Origin of the sequence: Sulfitobacter sp. SK012, assembly GCF_003352085.1 — a bacterium.
Taxonomy (GTDB): Bacteria; Pseudomonadota; Alphaproteobacteria; order Rhodobacterales; family Rhodobacteraceae; genus Sulfitobacter.
Map to the genome: position 1 here is coordinate 4,573,726 of NZ_CP025804.1, position 18,076 is coordinate 4,591,801.

Consider the following 18,076-nt stretch of genomic DNA (forward strand, 5'->3'; position numbering starts at 1 on the left):
GTGCCCCCTTAGAAATCATGTTTGCGTATGTTGCGCAGCATGGTTTGCAGCGTCCCGACAAAGGCACGCTTTTCCACGTCATCAATACCTGCAAACATTTGCTCGTAGGCTGCTGACATATGCGGCCAAAGCCGCTCGTAGGCATCACGCCCTGCGTCCCTAAGGAACACGCGCGTGGCCCGGCTGTCTTCCGTATCGGTCTCGCGACGGATCATCCCGCCTTGGTCCAGCGCATCCAATGCCCGGCTCAGCGTGCTTTGTTGCACGACCGCGTAAACGGCCAGTTCTCGTATAAGGATGCCGTCGATCACTGACAAAACAGCCAATGAACGTGCCTGCGGAGTTGTTAAATCCAATGCCGCCATCTCGCTTTGTAGCGCGGCGTTATATCGCCCGATGATGCGGTTCATCAGATAGGGGGCAAAGTTTTCCAGCCCCATTTCGCCCAATCGATGCACTTGGGGGGTCGCGATTTTTTGCTGCTTCGTCATGCGCCAAGCCCTTTCGCGAGGTTATAGCCCGATCCACCGCCCAATCCCGGCCCGGGGTGGGTTGAAGCACCAATGTGATAAAAACCTTTAATCGAGGTTGCGTTGTTGGCCGATCCGGCATGCGGTCGCCAGACAAAAAACTGGTCTAGCGCGCAGGCACCGCCGTAAGGATCGCCCCCAACAAGGTTCACATTCATCGCCTCCAGATCAGCGGGCGAATAGGCACGGCGTTTGAGAACAATGTCGTCAAAATTACGGATACTCTTGCGCAAGATACCTTCGATACGGTCGGCATAGACCTCGCGCATGGCCTCGGTCCAAGTCTCTTCTGTTTCAATCTCTCCTGCGGCATCGCCCTTGATCTGGGTCGGGCTGTCTGGGATCTGACACCACAAGATCGCTTTGCCTTCAGGGCAGCGCGTCGGGTCAAGGGCGTGAGGCTGGCCAACACAGATCGTTGGCGTCACAGGGATCATGCCCCGCTCTGCCTCATTGCTTGATTTAGAGACTGAATCGATTCCATCAGAGAGATGGATCAGCGCGACGTCATCCAATCCATCTGCCACCCAATCAGGTGTTGCATCCAGCGCATAGTGCAGCTGGAAGTTTCCGCGCCCATGACGAAATTTCTTGGGGCTGTCAGAGCGCATGGAACTATCGAGCAAGCTATCGTCCAGCTGTCTAGGTGCAGTGGATGCAATGACATTTTTAGCACGGATCTTTTCGCCAGAAACAGTCTCTATCCCTACTGCTTTACCGCCTTCGACAATAACTCTCTTGGCCTCTACGCCGGTCCGACATTCTCCGCCATGCGCCTCTATCAGAGTCTCAAAGGCGACGACCGCTTGCCCTGCGCCGCCCTTCACAATTGGCGCGCCAGCTGCCTCCAACGCAAAAGCAATCACCCGCGCCATCTGCCCAGAATAACTCGCCTCAGGCGTCAATCCGACATGCAGAACCCACGGAGCCCAAAGCGCCTGCACCGACACGCTGTCATAGCGAGTTTCCAACCAACCACGTGCGGGTTCCAGTGCCTCACCGAACCAGACTTTGAGGTCATTGAGGCCTCTTTTCCATGCTTGCTTTGCCAACAATGTCGCCGTTTGGCGTGACCAAAGCGGCTGCCCTAACAGCGCAAAAAGAAACGGCGCATCTTGTTCAATGCGCCCAACATCTGCCGCGTGCTGATCTCCGGCTCCGGCGCTTGTTGCATTGAATGCGGCCACATTGGCGGCGCGATCCATTGACAACACAAGCGCCTCACCATTTGGACGCAGCACCGCCGTTGGATTTGGTGAATGGCAAAACTCCAGCCCATGTTGCGCCAAATCTGCCCCCAACGCTTCATGCGCGGAGCCAGTTAGAAACAGGACAAATGTTGTGGCCATCACATCATGATGAAAGCCGGGCAACGTCACGTCATCAGACGTCATCATGCAGCCACCCAAGCGATCTTCGCGGTCGATCACCAGCACGCTATCGCCTTTGCGCGCTAACATCGCGGCGGCCACCAAACCGTTAATGCCCGACCCGATGATCAGATGATCGACGTCCGCCACGCCTCAGTCCTTAGGGACCAACGCCAGCGCCCGTATCGGACTGCCGGTACCCTTTGCGATCTTCAGCGGCGCGGCAATCAAGACCGCACCTTTGGCAGGCAGCTTGTCTAGATTTGCAAGGCTCGCCAGCCCAAAGCAATTATCGCGGTGCAGTAGGTTGTGCGCCGGGTAAGGCGGCTCCATTCCGCCAGCCTGCCCTGCATCTGTTCCAATGCACTGGGTTCCCCAACCGACGATCTTCTTGCTTAGCAAGTATTCGATCGCATCAGGGGTCGGCCCAGGGCTGTGGGGACCTGTGTCATCGGCATTTAGAAACTTCGCCTCGTCATCTACACGGCTGTCCCAGTCGGTGCGCATCACGACCCATTCGCCTGCGCCAATATCGCCCTGCTCTTTTTCCCACGCCTTGATCAGGTCAGCGGTCAGCAAAAAATCTTCGTTTGCCGCACTTTCTGCGGAGCAATCAATAACATTCACTGGCGCGATAAGGCGGTTCACATCCAAGGTGTCAGTGTAGCCGTCCTCATAATCCTTGCCGGTGACCCAGTGATGCGGCGCGTCAAAATGCGTGCCAGAGTGTTCGCCCAACACCAGCCAGTTCCACGCAAAGAAAGGCCCGTCATTGTCGTATTCAGAAATCTTGTGAATCTCGACCTTTGGCGTGGGTTTCGCAAAGTCAGCGGGCAGCTGCAGGATCGGCGTATCAGGACCAAGCGATCCTGAACAATCCACCACCTCGACCCCGCCCGTGGCCAGCATTTTTCCCAATTCGCCCAACAATGAAGCAGCGCTCATAATCCCGTCTCCCTGAGTTTGCACAGTTTCGCCCGCGCAGTGTTTCCTGAATCAATGCTAGACAAATTTACATGCGTTTGCAATTATCTTGTCGAGGGGATGCAAAGCAATGAGCGAAGATCCGGATGCAATAATCATCGGGGCTGGTCACAATAGTTTGGCTTGCGCTTGCCACTTGGCAGCGCGCGGCTGGAAGGTCGCCGTCTATGAACAGGCCTCCGTACCTGGCGGTGCAGTCAAGACAGGCGAGTACACCCTTCCTGGATTTCGCCATGATTGGGCGGCGATGAATCTCTCGCTCTTTGCAGGGTCTGCTTTTAATAGTGAGTATGCGGACGATCTGGCCAAACATGGTCTGCGTTTTGCACCAACATCCAACCCCTTTGCGTCTGTTTTTCCAGACGGAAAATGGCTGGGCGTCTCTGCCGATGCAGCGCTGACAAAGGCGCGTGTTCGCGGGTTTTCAAACGCAGATGCAGCGGCTTGGCAACAACTAACGGATGACTTCCCCAGTGAAGCTGAGGATATATTTGCCCTACTTGGCAGCCCCATGAATTTGCGTGCAATTTCATCTTTAGGCTGGAAGACTTGGCGCAAACGGCACGGGGCTGGCACACTTGATCTTGCGCGGTTTTTGATGATGTCGCCCCGTGCGTGGCTCGATCAGACCTTTGAAAGCGACCACGTCAAAGCAACACTTGCTGCATGGGGCATGCATTTGGATTTCGCGCCTGACATCGCAGGCGGCGCACTCTTTCCGTACCTTGAGGCGATGGCTGGACAGGCCTTTGGCATGGTTTTGGGCCAAGGTGGCGCGGATACAATGACCCGTTCGATGGTATCAATGATCAAAGCGCGTGGCGGCGACGTGATTTGTAACAGCCCCGTGGAACGCATCGACCACCGAGAAGGGAAAGCTTACGGGATTACGCTAGCCGACGGTCAGCGGGTGATGGCGAGCAAAGCCGTAATCGCCAATGTCGCGCCGGCAGCCTTGGCCAAGCTTACTGGCGACATCGGGGATGCGCGCCACACAGATGCGATGCAGAAATTCCAGCATGCTCCGGGCACAATGATGATCCACCTTGCGATGGACGGCCTGCCGGACTGGACCGCGGGGGCTGAGTTGAAACGTTTTGCTTATGTTCATATCGCGCCCTCCATGGACCAGATGGCGCAGGCATATGCGCAAGCGAAAGCAGGCCTACTGCCGTCTGAGCCGGTGATCGTTTGCGGTCAACCGACGGTGGTCGACCCCACCCGTGCGCCTGCGGGCAAACATGTTCTTTGGCTTCAGGTTCGCATGGTACCGGGGCAGATTAAGGGCGACGCTTTGAATCAAATAGCAGCGACCAATTGGCAAGACGCAGCGGAGCCGATGGCGGCCCGTACGCTGGATATTCTGGAGCGCTACGCCCCCGGTACCGGCGCTAAGATCTTAGCCAAGCATATTGTCAGCCCGGCCATGTTAGAGACGGATAATCCTAATCTTGTTGGTGGTGATCAAGTCTGTGGGAGCCACCATCTTCACCAACATTTCATGAACCGTCCCGCGCGCGGGTACGCCGATGGAAAGACGCCAATCAAAAACCTTTATCACACTGGTGCCGCTGTTTGGCCCGGTGGCGGAACGGGAGCAGGGCCCGGCACTTTGCTCGCCAAAAAACTTGCCGGAAAATAATAACAATCAGGGAGATTACAAATGAAACTTTCACGCAGAGGCCTTCTCAAGACATCCGCCGCGGCCGCGGCATTTACCACCATCGGCCTACCTAGTTTTGCCCAGGCGATTGACGAGCTGGTCATTGCCTATAACGTCAATCTGCCCAGCTGGGACCCGACTGTTGGACCCTCCGCAGTGAACCCGACGATCCAGGGCATCTATCAGTCTGTATTTGATCTTTATATCCCACAAAACCCTGACCTCAGCTTTGGATCTGGCATCATTGCGGATCATGGCTGGAATGATGACGAGAGCCAAATCTGGATGGATGTGCGCGAAGGTGTAACCTGGCACAACGGTGATCCGCTGACGGCCGAGGATGTTGTTTGGTCGTTGCAACGTGCCGCCAACCCAGAGACAGGGAACCCAATCCAGTTTGTCTGGGGCAAAGTTGAAAACATCAAAGCCGAAGGCAACCGCGTGACGGCGGACGTCAAGGAGTATGAGCCTACGTTCTTCAAATGGATGAGCTTTCTCACAGGCTATGTCATGCCCAAGAAATACTACGAGGAAGTTGGCGCAGACGGGTTTGAAGCGGCCCCCATCGGAACCGGCCCCTACATGGTCGATAAATTCGAACGCAATGCGTTTGTGCGCCTGAAAGCCAATGAAAACTATTGGGGCGGGGCACCGGAATTCAAAACCGTGACAATCAAGTTCGTGACAGACGCGGCGTCCCGGGTGGCCGAGGTCGAATCTGGCAATTCCCATGTGACGCTTGAAATTCCTTATGAGGAGTTTGACCGCCTCAAGGCCAAAGATGGTTTGGCCGGTGTAGCGGAACCCATCTCTGATATTGGGATGATTTTCCTCAACGATATTGATGCGATGGCCGATCCAAATGTGCGCAAGGCCGCCGCCCACGCCATCGACAAATCGCTGATCGTAGACCGATTGCTGTCGGGTTACGGCGTGCCAATCGACACACTGCAAACGCCAGATTACGCAGCATACGATCCGTCGATCACCGTTGAGTATAACCCGGAGAAATCGATTGAGTTGTTGGCGGCCTCAGGATTTAGCCCAGACAACCCTGTCAAGTTTACGATCCAAACGACGAAGGGCTTCAAGCCTAAGGACTATGAGATCATTCAGGCGATTGTTGGCCTTTGGCGCAAGGTCGGGATCGAGGCAGAAATCGAGGTTTACGAGATCGCAAAGCACTTTGAACTGCGCGCCGCAGATCAGCTCGCACCGGCGGCCTTCTACAACTGGGGCAATTCGGTGGGTGATCCAACGACCTCAACCGGCTTTGCGATGTTTGGTCCATCGCCGCACTCTGTTTGGGACGGTCAGGATACCTTCGATCTAATCGCGCCGCTTTGGGGCGAAAAAGACGAGGCCAAGCGCATTGCTGGCTGGAAGGCAGTCGACCGGCACATCGCCGAAGAGGCTGAGGTTATTCCACTGCTGCAGTACGTCCAGCCGATCGTGCATTCCGATGCCGTGACGGTTCAACCTCATCGCTCAGGGGCGCTGCTTCCGCACCTCATGACACGCTCGTAAAAGCGACCCGGTGGTGCTGGCAAAGGTTGGCTCCACCGTATTTCAAACCGGATTCCCATGAAACTTTTGCGCACTATCCTATTGCGGCTCATCAGCACCGCGATCACGCTCTTTGGCGTGGCGGTGATTGTGTTTGTTGTTGTGCGTGTTGTGCCAGGCAATCCGATTGCAATGATGCTTCCGCCCGGCGCGACAGATGCTGATATCCTCCGGTTAGAGACACAATATGGCCTTGATAAATCAATCTTGCAGCAATTCTTGATCTGGTTTTTTGATGTCTTGAAGGGCGACTTTGGCACATCAATCACAACGCGGCAGCCTGTCTCTGGCCTGGTGCTGGGGCGTCTGCCCGCAACGTTAGAGTTGTCGATTGTGGCGTTGGGTATCGCCGTAGCGCTTGGGGGTGCTCTTGCCCTTGCCGGAACCCGGTTTCGCGATGGTAAGGCCGAGGGCGCGATTGATGTGACGTCTGGCATCGCCCTTTCAGTTCCGGACTTCTTGTGGGGATTGGTGTTGATCTTGCTATTTGGCGTGCTTTGGCCCGTCTTTCACATCTCAGGGCGCATTTCCCCCAGTTTAGACATTGATTTCACCACCAACTTCTATTTATTCGAGAGCATTGTGCGGCTGCGTTTCGATGTATTCAGCGACCTGATCGCGCATATGCTGATGCCCGCCCTAGCCCTTGCCATTCCGCTGGCGGCGATCATTTCACAACTTCTGAAACAGTCTCTGAAAGAGACAATGCACCTTGATTACGTCGCCCTCGCCCGCACCAAGGGTTATTCCGAGACGCACGTCATCGTCCATGAAGCCTTGCCCAACGCGATCCTTCCGACACTGACACTTGTTGGGGTCCAGTTTACTTTTCTGATTGGCGGCACAGTCATTATCGAGCGCCTTTTTAGCTACGAAGGGCTTGGCAATATGGCTATCGACGCGGTCATCAACCGGGACCTTCCATTGATCCAAGGCATCGTGATCCTGTTTGCGGTCCTCTTTACGATGGTCAATCTCTTTGTCGACATGCTGTATGTTGTTCTCAACCCGAGGCTGCGAAATGCGTGACGCGCGGGGAACCCTCAGGCGCCCCTTGGGAGTGCGGCTCTGGCTTTCGGGCGGTTGGCTTCTCGTCCTTGCATTCGTTGCAATATTGGCGCCTTGGCTCGCGCCCCAAGACCCCCTTGCCCAAGACCTGTTTACTGCACGCCTCCCGCCTTTTTGGGAGCCCGGATCTGAGCCGGGATACTACCTTGGCACCGATTCGTTGGGTCGGGATGTCCTGACGCGCATCATCTATGGGGCACGTTTGGCCTTAATCGTCGCCGTTGTTGCGGGAACGCTGACATGCGTGATTGGAGCCACACTCGGCCTTATCGCAGGGTACTACCGTGGCTGGCCAGACCGTATCATCAGCCGCTTCGTCGATATTTGGATGGCCTTCCCGCCGGTTCTTTTTGCAATTCTACTTATTGCCGTTCTTGGCACCGGCCTGACCTCCATCATCCTTGCGATTATCATTATCGACTGGACCCGCTTTGCGCGCGTGATCCGCGCCGAAGCGATGGGGCAATCCGCGATGGACTATGTCGCCTCCGCGCAGATCGCCGGGCGTACCCGGTTTGGCACAATGCTGACTGAAATCCTGCCTAATGTTTTGCCAACAATTGTGGCTCTACTTACGCTGGAAATGGGCATCGCCGTTATCGTCGAGGCGATCTTGTCTTTCGTTAATCTGTCGATCTCAACCGACAGCCCAACGTGGGGCGGTATGATCTCAGAGGGGCGCACATCCGTGCATCAGGCCTGGTGGGTCCTCGTCTTTCCGCTAATCACGCTCTTTCTCACCGTTCTGAGTTTTTCGCAATTGGGCGAGGGTCTCAAAGATCGCTTTGATCCGGTGCTTCGATGACCGCGTATCTGTCCATCAGAGGTCTGACCGTGACGCTAAAAGGGGGGGGCGTGATACTTCGCGACGTCTCTTTGGATGTGGCTGCGGGGCAGGTCCATGGGTTGGTGGGCGAATCTGGTGCGGGCAAGTCGATGATTGGTAAAGCAGTCTTGGGCACCTTGCCCCGCGCGATGCAAATCACGAGTGGAGAGATTTGGCTCGATGGCATTGATTTGCTTGGCCTGCCCTCTCGCAGACGGCGGCATCATATTGGGGCCAGCGCCGCGCTGATCCCACAAGACCCATTGACCGCATTGAACCCTGTCCGCCGTGTTGGTCCGCAGATTACACGCCGATTGGTCGACATTTTGGGCTGGACCCGCAGCGCGGCGCAAAGCCGCGCGTTAGAGTTGCTGGATGAGGTCCAAATCCCAGACCCCAGCCGGGTCATGCGCAGCTATCCACACGAACTGTCGGGAGGTATGCGCCAGCGCATCTTGATTGCAGCTGCCTTTGCGGCCGAACCGAAGCTTATCATCGCTGATGAGCCGACAACCGCCTTGGACGTAACCGTGCAAAAACAAATCCTGCGCCTGATCGCGCAGATGCAAACGCGTCATGACACAGCGCTTTTGTTTGTCACGCATGACCTGGGCGTGGTGTCAAAAATCTGCGATTCCCTGTCGGTACTTTACGCTGGAAAAGTCATTGAAGAAGCCCAAATGCGTGCCTTCTTTGCCGCGCCCAAGCATCCCTATTCTGCCGCTCTACTTGCAGCCACACCAACCCATACAAATCCCGAAAGCAGCTTAACCCCCGTCCCTCAAGCCATCATCGACGCCGTGGAGGCAGAGGTCAGATCATGATGTATGAAGTACGCGATCTTCATCTGTCTTTGCCCGATCGGGCTAGAAAACCATTGTTGGGCCCCGCCCCTCGCATCGAGATCCTCAAAGGGCTGAGCTTTGATATCCCGGCCGGATCCGTAACCGGGATTGTCGGTGGGTCAGGTTCGGGTAAATCCACGCTGGGTCGTGCTATGTTGCGCTTGTTAGAGCCTACGCGCGGCCAAGTGTCTTTTGATGGCACCGACATCACGCATCTGCCTGAGGAAAGCCTGCGGCCCCTAAGACGGCGTTTCCAGATGATTTTTCAGGACCCAATGTCATCACTCAATCCCCGCCGCCGTGTGGGCGGGATCATCGCGGGCCCGCTTAAGCTGCATGGCTTGGATAAAGTGCGCGCACGCGTGGCCGAAGCGTTGGAGATGGTGGGCCTGCCGCATAGCTTTGCTGAGCGCTATCCACATGAACTGTCTGGGGGCCAACGTCAGCGTGTTGGCATTGCGCGCGCGATTGCGCTGCGCCCCGACTTTATTCTCGCCGATGAAATTGTATCGGGTCTGGATGTGTCCAGCCAAGCACAGGTACTGAACCTACTCGGTGACCTCGTGTCAGATTTGGGCCTGACCGTCGCTTTCATCAGTCACGATCTCTCGGTTATTCGCCGGCTTTGCACGGACGTAATCGTGCTTCATGACGGGGTTATTGTGGAGCAGGCAAAGACAAAGACGCTGTTTGCGGCACCCCAAGCGGATTATACTAAGGGCCTGCTTGCGGCGATCCCCTTGCCCGACGCTGACCAACCTTGGGACTAGATGCGATGGACGACCAATCTTTTTGGCCCGACACATCGCAAATCGCATCGTGTTTCTGGCTTCTAGCAATACTTCCTTACCCAACAGGCGTCACTGGATTGGTCAAGCTTTGGGCCCCGAACTACGCTAACTATTTCGTTAAGGACAATTCGATATGAGGGCCCATGACTGATCCTGCCTACTTTCTCTATCACTCCATTGGCCAGTATCCGGAAAAATTGGCGGATATGGCGGCTGCCTTTGCGGAATTTTCGGACCTTTGGGGAGCCGTAGATGACGCACAATGGCCGCGCGCTTTGACTGCACGCGCTGAGTTCTTGTCGCTTTGGTCAGACCTGATCAATGCGCCGGATGGTACGTTAACCTCGGCCGAAAACGTCACGACCGCGCTTTATTCCATCATCGGCGGATTGCCGGAAGGGCGCTTGCGGGGCAAAAAGGTGTTGATCGCTGCAGATTGCTTTCCCTCGCTGCATTTCTTGCTGAATGGGCTGGCGGCACGCATGGGGTTTACCCTGCATACTGTGCCGATCCGGACACGTGAGTTCTGGGTACGCGACGAAGACATGATTGCCGCTTGGGGCCCAGATGTTGGCCTTGCTTTGCTGACGATGGTGACGTCCACATCTTCTCATCGATGTGACTTGAATGCGCTGCTGGCGCAGGGTCGCGCGATGGGGTCGCTTGTGGGCGTGGACCTTACGCAGGGCATTGGAATTGTCCCGTTTTCACTGCAAGAAGTGCCGGCAGATTTTGTCGTATCAACCACGCTGAAATGGCTGTGTGGCACGCCGGGCGCTGGAATCATCCAAGTGCGCGAGGAATTGATAGATCAATGCACGCCCGAGCTGCGTGGTTGGTTCAGTCAGGACAATCCGTTCTCCTGGGACCTCGACGCTTTTTCTTATGCACCCGATGCGCGGCGGTTTGAGCACGGAACTCCCTCAGTTTTGGCCTGCATAGGCTCTGTTCCTGCCATGCGTTGGCACGCACAGCAGGAGGGGTTGCTGGCCCATAACCGAACCCTAACCAAAGCGATTATTGAACGCGCTGATGCGATGGGGCTGACCCTTGCAAGCCCACGAGATGCAGCGCATCGCGGCGGATCGATCATGCTTAAGTTGGCGGATACGGTTGCAAGCGGTGCATTGGTGGACAGCTTGCGTGCGAAAGGCGTTCATGTGGACGCGCGTGGCCAAATTCTCCGCCTATCACCCGGAATAGTGACGAATTTTGATCACGTAGATCGGCTTTTCGCAGGGTTAGCCACTGCTGTTTAAGTTGGCCCGAAACTGCAACTTAGTCGGGCACATTCAGACGCAGCGCCCCCTACTGATACAGGTCTAAGTTGACCTTCTCTGCCGGCACGTGTTTCAAATTGACGTGTTCTCTGAAATACTTGCAGGGCACCACGAAAATCGAGCAAAGGATTCATCTGCTATGGGCGAGCCTGACCGCAAGCTAGGAGGGCCTCTTCCAGAGTATCTCTCTCACGATGATGTGGCAGCGCTGAACAACGGCTCGCATCCTGCGCCCTTCGACGTCCTTGGACCACGCAAAAGCGGAAACCGACGATGGATCGTGACCTATCAACCCGGTGCGGAGGCGGTTACCGCGACAGTCGCTGGTAAGCAAACTCCGGTGCCGCGACTGGACGGCGATGTGTTTGGTGGCCCCGTTGCGGGCAAGGCCTATTCACTAACGATGCGCTATGCCGATGGGGCTGAGCATGCTGCCAAGGATCCCTTTGCCTTTGATCCGATGTTGAGTGATTTGGACAAATATTTGGTCGGGGAAGGCACTCATAAAGAGCTTTGGCGCGTTCTTGGAGCTCATGTCGTCACGCATCAAGGCATCAAGGGCACCCATTTTGCAGTCTGGGCACCAAATGCGCAGCGCGTTAGTGTTGTCGGTGAATTCAACGGGTGGGATGGGCGCCGCCAACCGATGCGTCCCGCAGGAGAAACCGGTGTTTGGGAGGTGTTCTTGCCCGGTATCGGAGAAGGCGCGCTTTATAAATATCAGATCACGGCAGCGGATGGGGCCATTGGCCTCAAGGCTGATCCCGTTGGATTTGGGTCACAACATCCGCCTGAAAAAGCATCGATCGTGCGCGACATCAACGGTTATGGCTGGAAAGATGAAGCGTGGATGAAGTCCCGCGCTGTGCGTGCGGAACGCAGCAGCCCAATTTCGATCTACGAGGTTCACCTTGGGTCGTGGCGGCGGCGGCATGACGATGGTGGCAGGCCCCTAAGTTACAAAGAGCTGGCGCAGGACCTCGTGGCGTATGTCAAATTCATGGGCTTTAGCCATATTGAGCTAATGCCTATTTCCGAGTTCCCGTTCGACGGATCTTGGGGGTATCAGCCCGTTGGAATTTACGCGCCCACTATTCGTTTTGGCCCCCCCCACGAGTTTCGCGATTTTGTTGAGGCGGCCCATGACGCGGAAATAGGCGTCTTGTTGGATTGGGTGCCGGGACATTTTCCAACCGATGAACATGGCCTCGCGCAGTTTGATGGGACAGCGCTTTATGAACATAGCGATCCGCGCGAGGGGTTTCATCAGGATTGGAACACCCTGATCTACAATTACGGGCGGCGAGAGGTGAAAAACTACCTCGTGTCCAATGCGCTTTATTGGATGGAGGAATATCACCTTGATGGACTGCGCGTAGATGCAGTGGCCTCGATGTTGTATCGAGATTATTCGCGCAATGACGGCGAATGGGTTCCCAACAAAGACGGCGGCCGGGAAAACTACGAGGCCATTGAATTCTTGCAAGAGATGAACATCGCCGTTTATGGGGCTGACGCATCGGTCATGACTGTGGCCGAAGAAAGTACGTCGTTCCCGGCAGTGTCACAGCCTGTTCACACTGGCGGGCTTGGATTTGGGTACAAGTGGAACATGGGCTGGATGAACGACACGTTGTCCTACATGCAGCAAGACCCGATTTACCGGCAATACCATCACAACCAGATGACTTTTGGCATTGATTACGCCTTCTCTGAGAACTTCATTTTGCCGATTAGCCATGATGAAGTTGTCCATGGCAAAGGCTCGATGCTTGAAAAGATGCCGGGAACGATGTGGGAAAAATTTGCAAACCTGCGTGCCTATTACGGGTTCATGTGGACACATCCCGGCAAAAAGCTGCTCTTTATGGGCTGTGAATTCGCCCAGCCTGAGGAATGGAACCACAATAGCGAATTGAACTGGGCGGCGGCAGATCAGCCCCCTCACAAAGGGGTTCAGCGGTTGGTTCAAGACCTCAACACGCTATACCGTGACACCCCGGCGCTCTACGCGAGCGATTGTAGCCCCGACGGTTTTGCATGGCTGCACAATGACCCGGCACAGGCGACGATGGGCTTTGTCCGCACAGCGGGCCCAAAGGACGCGCCAGTTGTGGTCATGTGTAACTTCACGCCCGTAGAGCGCGATGGCTTTGTTATCGGCGTCCCCAAGGCAGGCCTTTGGGAAGAAATCTTGAATACCGACGCTGACATTTACGGCGGCGGGAACCGTGGCAATATGGGTGGTGTTACTGCCATAAATACTCCTGCAGACGGCCATGCGCACTCTGTGACACTCACCCTGCCACCATTGTCGGTGGTTGTATTGCGCCATAGTCGATAGAATTTTGAATAACTCAGGGATGGAGAGAACAACATGAAGACAAAGCGCTTAACGCAAAGGTCCATGGTTTTCGTACTGGCCGGTGGGCGAGGGAGCCGTCTGAAAGAACTAACAGACAGGCGCGTGAAACCCGCCGTGCCGTTTGGCGGCAAGGCCCGCATCATCGATTTTGCACTGTCTAACGCGATGAATTCCGGCATCCGTAAAATGGCGATTGCCACGCAATACAAAGCCCACAGCCTGATCCGCCACGTGCAGCGTGGTTGGAATTTCTTTGGGGCCGAACGCAACGAGTTCCTCGATGTGCTGCCTGCCTCGCAACGCGGTGGAACCGAGAGTTGGTACAAGGGTACAGCAGACGCCGTCACCCAGAACATCGATATCGTCGACAGCTACGGCATTGATTATGTCGTCGTTCTGGCGGGCGATCACATCTATAAAATGGACTATGAAATCATGCTGCGCCAGCATGTGGAAACCAGTGCAGATGTGACGGTTGGGTGCCTGACAGTGCCACGCATGGAAGCGACGGCTTTTGGTGTGATGGACACTGACAAAGAAGGCCGGATCACCAGTTTTCTGGAGAAACCAGCCGATCCGCCTGGCACGCCCGAAGATCCAAATCTGGCTCTGGCATCGATGGGTATCTACGTTTTTGACTGGAAGTTCCTGCGTGAACTTTTGCTCAGGGACGCCGAAGACACAAATTCAACGAATGACTTTGGCAATGATCTGATTCCAGATATTGTGAAGAACGGCAAAGCCATGGCGCACCGGTTCGATGAAAGCTGCGTGCGCGAAGAGGGTGCTCCGGCTTATTGGAAGGACGTGGGCACGGTCGATGCGTTTTGGCAGGCGCATATTGATCTGACCAATTTCACGCCGGAACTGGACTTGTGGGATCGCGATTGGCCGATCTGGACCTACAACGAAAGCGTGCCGCCAGCAAAATTCATCCATGATGAACGCGACAGACGCGGTATGGCAATTTCAAGCATGGTGTCAGGCGGATGTATCATTTCGGGCACCGAAGTGCGTAATTCTTGCCTGTTTACCAATGTGCACACCAATTCCTATGCGGTGTTGGATCATGCGGTGGTCTTGCCGAATGTGACGATAAACCGCTCCGCACGATTGCGGCAGGTGGTGATTGATGGAAGCGTGATCATTCCTGAAGGCTTGGTGGTAGGAGAAGACCCAACCGAAGACGGCAAGTGGTTTCGGGTAACGGAGCGTGGAACGACATTGATCACACAGGATATGTTGAACAAGCGAGCTGCCTCTTTATGACCAAGATCCTCTTTGTCGTGTCTGAATGCGCCCCTCTGATTAAGACGGGGGGATTGGCTGATGTTGCTGGCGCGCTGCCTGGTGCATTGTCGGTCTTTGGCGATGAGGTTCGGACCTTGCTGCCCGGATACCGCATGGTGATGGGCAAGCTTAGCAAAACAAAAGTGGTCCAGAAGTTCGACGATCTCTTTGGTGGGCCGGCATCTGTGTTGGCCTGCATGGTTGCGGGGCTTGATCTGCTCATTTTGGACGCGCCGCATCTTTATGACCGGGATGGCGGGATCTACGTTGATGCGACAGGCCACGATTGGCCGGATAACGCAGAGAGGTTTGCAGCACTGTCCTATGTCGCAGCGATGATCGCCGCGGATGGTGTGGCTGGATGGCAACCTGACATTGTTCACGGCCATGATTGGCAGGCAGGCCTGACACCGGAATATATGCAGGCTACCGGCACAGATGTTCCGTTTGTTTTTACGGTCCACAACATCGCGTTTCATGGCAATGTAGGGGCTGATCGGCTAGTTGCTTTAGGCCTTGATCCAAGCCGTTTTAGTGCAGATCACTTTGAATTCTGGGGTCAAATTTCCGCGTTGAAATCCGGTTTGATGGGAGCTGCAAAGATCACCACGGTGTCCCAAACCTATGCACATGAGTTGCTGACACCAGAGTTTGGCATGGGCATGGACGGTGTACTGCGGCATCGCAATCCAGACCTTGTTGGCATCGTAAACGGAATCGACGAGGACGTTTGGAATCCTGCGACAGACCCCAATGTCACGCCGTATAAAACAACCAAAGGCAAAGCCGCGAACAAGAAAGCACTGCAGAAGGTTTTTGGCTTGGGACAATCGGATGGGCCGCTTTGCGTGCTGGTATCCCGCTTGAGCGAGCAAAAGGGTATTGATCTGCTGATTGCCGCCCTACCTGAGCTGTTGCATCGAGGGGGCCAATTAGCGCTGTTAGGGTCCGGTGATCCCCTACTTGAAGTAGCTTTGCTGGAGGCTGCTGCGCAGAACGAGAACGTATCGGTCAAGATCGGCTATGATGAAGCCCTGTCGCATCTAATGATGGCCGGCGGCGATGCGATCCTTGTGCCTTCTCGGTTTGAACCCTGCGGGCTGACCCAGCTTTATGGATTGCGCTATGGCACCTTGCCGCTTGTGGCGCTGACAGGCGGATTGGCCGACACCGTCATCAACGCGTCTCCTGTTGCGTTGTCTAGTGGCGTGGCGACGGGTCTGCAATTTCACCCGATTACCGCCGCCGCTTTGGGGCAGAGTTTTGTGCGTTTGTCAAAGCTTTACAGTGACCCCAAAACTTGGGCCACGATGCAGCGCAATGCTATGAAACAACAGGTCGGGTGGGACGCTTCAGCAGCTAAGTATCACGCGCTTTATGCGTCCCTATCAAGCGTGGCCGCATGAGCATCGACGCCTTTCCGATTAGGCCTGGTCTTCCGCATCCTCTTGGCGCGCATTTTGATGGTGACGGTGTAAATTTCGCCGTGTTTTCGCGCAATGCCACCAGGGTCATCTTGTGTCTTTTCGATGAAGATGGCGTCGAAAACCAAGTGGTGACGTTGCCTGAACGCGAGGGCCATATTTGGCACGGGTATATCCCCGGCATGCGGCCGGGGCAGCAATACGGCTTTCGAATGGATGGCCCCTACAAGCCCGAAGAGGGCCACCGGTTTAACCCCTATAAACTCCTGATTGATCCCTACGCAAAACGCCTGACGGGGCAACCCGTTTGGAATAACGCCCTGTTTGGATACAAGACCGATCACAAAGACCAAGACCTGAGTTTCGACAAAACCGACAGCGCGCCCTACATGCCGCGTTCGGTCGTGGTGGACCCTGCATTCAGTTGGGGAGACGGCAATCGACCCAATCACGCCCTAGAGAATACCATCATCTACGAGGCTCACGTCAAAGGGCTGACCGCGGGCCGCTCAGACATCGAAAACGCTGGTAGCTATCTGGCAATTGCGTCCGATCCGATCCTGGAACACCTCAACAAACTGGGGGTCACGGCGATTGAATTGCTGCCGGTACAGGCGTTCGTGGCCGACAAGTTTTTGATTGATCGCGGCCTGAAAAATTACTGGGGCTATATGACCTACGGGTTCTTTGCCCCTGATCCGCGGTACATGCAAGGAAATGACATTGCTGAGTTTCAGCAGATGGTCGCCCGGTTTCATTCTGCTGGTATCGAGGTGATTTTGGACGTTGTCTACAATCACACCGCCGAAGGGTCCGAAATGGGTCCGACCCTCAGTTTTCGGGGGCTCGACAACGCCAGCTATTACCGGCTGTCAGATGATCCGCGCTACTACGTTGACGATTCAGGCTGCGGGAACACGCTTGATTTCGAAAACCCGTTTGTGCTGCGCCTCGTGATGGACAGCCTGCGTTATTGGGTTGAGGTGATGCATGTGGACGGCTTCCGGTTTGATCTTTGCACAACCTTGGGGCGGACGCGTGATGGCTTTGACCGAGACGGGCCATTCTTTCGCGCCATCGGCCAAGATCCGGTGCTGAACCGCGTAAAACTGATCGCAGAGCCTTGGGATATTGGCCCCGGTGGATATCAGCTGGGTGCCTATCCAGCGCCTTTTGCGGAATGGAACGACAAGTTTCGCGATAACACGCGCCAGTTTTGGCGGGGTGATCGTGGCAAAGTGTCAGCCATGGCGGCGCGCTTTGCTGGCTCTGCGCAGTTCTTTGATCATGACGGGCGCTCGGCCACGTCTTCGTTGAATTTTCTGACAGCGCATGACGGCTTCACGCTGCATGATACGGTCAGTTATTCAACCAAGCACAACGCGGCCAATGGCGAAGACAACCGCGATGGCCACTCAGAAAACCACTCTGACAATATGGGGATCGAAGGACCGACGGACGATCCCGCAATTGTTAAGGCCCGCATTCGGCGTAAACGAAATCTGATGGCGACGCTCATGCTGTCTCAAGGCACGCCCATGATCCTCGCAGGGGATGAAGTGGGCAATTCGCAAGGCGGCAACAACAATGCGTATTGTCAGGACAACGAAATCGGCTGGGTGGATTGGCCCGAAGAGGGTGATCCGTTTTTCACCTTCTGCCAACAGGCGATCGCGTTTCGAAAGATGCACCCCATATTGAGACAACGGCGGTTTTTGCATTCGCGTCAGCGGCTGATCGACGGAGAGCCGGATTTGTTCTGGCGGCAGGTCAACGGCGACGCCATGCGCCAATCAGATTGGGATGACCCAGACCTAATGACGCTGGTGGCTGAGATGCGCATGGTGTCTGGAACACCCGAATACGTGGAACGGGAGGGCGCATTGCTGATCGCCCTGAACCGCGGCACCGCTGTTGAGATTACACCGCCTAAAGTTCCAGCGGGGGAAGTTTGGGTGCGCCGTTTCGATACGAGTCAAGAAGACGCGATTGCGGTAACTCCTGGCCTTCATGTGGCTGCGGATGCGGTGGTGGTGTTTTCAAAAGAGAAGCAGCACGCGGAATAATAGCGGAG

General features: G+C 55.5%; 14 protein-coding genes. 11 read left to right on the forward strand and 3 right to left on the reverse strand.

The genetic code is table 11. From position 1 onward, the window contains the following. Positions 1-8: 8 nt before the first annotated feature. The 3 genes from C1J03_RS22270 to C1J03_RS22280 are packed head-to-tail and all read right to left on the reverse strand — an operon-like array spanning position 9 to position 2,845. Entirely contained in the window at positions 9-491 is a 483-nt protein-coding gene (locus C1J03_RS22270; protein WP_114888573.1) for a MarR family winged helix-turn-helix transcriptional regulator, read from the reverse strand. Next, positions 488-2,050: a phytoene desaturase family protein gene (locus C1J03_RS22275; protein WP_114888574.1), complete on the reverse strand. Its 1,563-nt coding sequence runs from the start codon at positions 2,048-2,050 to the stop codon at positions 488-490. The genes C1J03_RS22270 and C1J03_RS22275 overlap by 4 nt, the downstream gene beginning before the upstream one ends. Before the next feature lie 3 nt (positions 2,051-2,053). Then, positions 2,054-2,845 (reverse strand): cyclase family protein, encoded by a 792-nt coding sequence (locus tag C1J03_RS22280; RefSeq protein WP_114888575.1) that lies wholly within the window; start codon positions 2,843-2,845, stop codon positions 2,054-2,056. 109 nt (positions 2,846-2,954) lie between these two features. Here C1J03_RS22280 and C1J03_RS22285 point away from each other — a divergent pair, with 109 nt between their 5' ends. From C1J03_RS22285 to glgX, 11 genes are all read left to right on the forward strand, one after another. Then, positions 2,955-4,526 carry a phytoene desaturase family protein gene (locus tag C1J03_RS22285; RefSeq protein WP_114888576.1) on the forward strand — a complete coding sequence of 524 codons (1,572 nt, stop codon included), beginning with the start codon at positions 2,955-2,957 and terminating at the stop codon, positions 4,524-4,526. Between the two features lie 21 nt (positions 4,527-4,547). Beyond that, complete coding sequence (locus tag C1J03_RS22290; RefSeq protein ID WP_114888577.1) at positions 4,548-6,074, forward strand: ABC transporter substrate-binding protein; 1,527 nt, start codon at positions 4,548-4,550, stop codon at positions 6,072-6,074. 57 nt (positions 6,075-6,131) lie between these two features. Then, a complete protein-coding gene (locus tag C1J03_RS22295; RefSeq protein ID WP_114888578.1) occupies positions 6,132-7,142 on the forward strand; it encodes an ABC transporter permease in 1,011 nt (336 codons plus the stop codon). Positions 7,143-7,173: 31 nt separating this feature from the next. Further along, the gene (locus C1J03_RS22300) at positions 7,174-7,986 is read left to right on the forward strand and encodes an ABC transporter permease (RefSeq protein ID WP_254694131.1); all 813 of its coding nucleotides are present in this window, start codon (positions 7,174-7,176) and stop codon (positions 7,984-7,986) included. Between the two features lie 50 nt (positions 7,987-8,036). After that, positions 8,037-8,831: an ABC transporter ATP-binding protein gene (locus C1J03_RS22305; RefSeq protein WP_254694132.1), complete on the forward strand. Its 795-nt coding sequence runs from the start codon at positions 8,037-8,039 to the stop codon at positions 8,829-8,831. Beyond that, positions 8,828-9,622, forward strand: coding sequence for an ATP-binding cassette domain-containing protein (locus tag C1J03_RS22310; protein ID WP_114888581.1), 795 nt, complete (start codon positions 8,828-8,830; stop codon positions 9,620-9,622). Before C1J03_RS22305 ends, C1J03_RS22310 begins: the two co-directional genes overlap by 4 nt. A 164-nt stretch (positions 9,623-9,786) precedes the next feature. Continuing rightward, positions 9,787-10,902, forward strand: a complete 1,116-nt coding sequence (locus C1J03_RS22315) for an aminotransferase class V-fold PLP-dependent enzyme (RefSeq protein ID WP_114888582.1) — start codon at positions 9,787-9,789, stop codon at positions 10,900-10,902. Positions 10,903-11,062: 160 nt separating this feature from the next. After that, positions 11,063-13,267, forward strand: coding sequence for a 1,4-alpha-glucan branching protein GlgB (glgB, locus tag C1J03_RS22320; RefSeq protein ID WP_114888583.1), 2,205 nt, complete (start codon positions 11,063-11,065; stop codon positions 13,265-13,267). A 33-nt stretch (positions 13,268-13,300) separates the two neighbouring features. After that, entirely contained in the window at positions 13,301-14,557 is a 1,257-nt protein-coding gene (glgC, locus tag C1J03_RS22325; RefSeq protein ID WP_114888584.1) for a glucose-1-phosphate adenylyltransferase, read from the forward strand. Further along, on the forward strand, positions 14,554-15,984 hold the full coding sequence (gene glgA, locus C1J03_RS22330) for a glycogen synthase GlgA (RefSeq protein WP_114888585.1): 1,431 nt from the start codon (positions 14,554-14,556) through the stop codon (positions 15,982-15,984). The genes glgC and glgA overlap by 4 nt, the downstream gene beginning before the upstream one ends. Next, positions 15,981-18,068: a glycogen debranching protein GlgX gene (gene glgX / locus C1J03_RS22335; protein ID WP_114888586.1), complete on the forward strand. Its 2,088-nt coding sequence runs from the start codon at positions 15,981-15,983 to the stop codon at positions 18,066-18,068. The genes glgA and glgX overlap by 4 nt, the downstream gene beginning before the upstream one ends. Positions 18,069-18,076 lie beyond the last annotated feature (8 nt).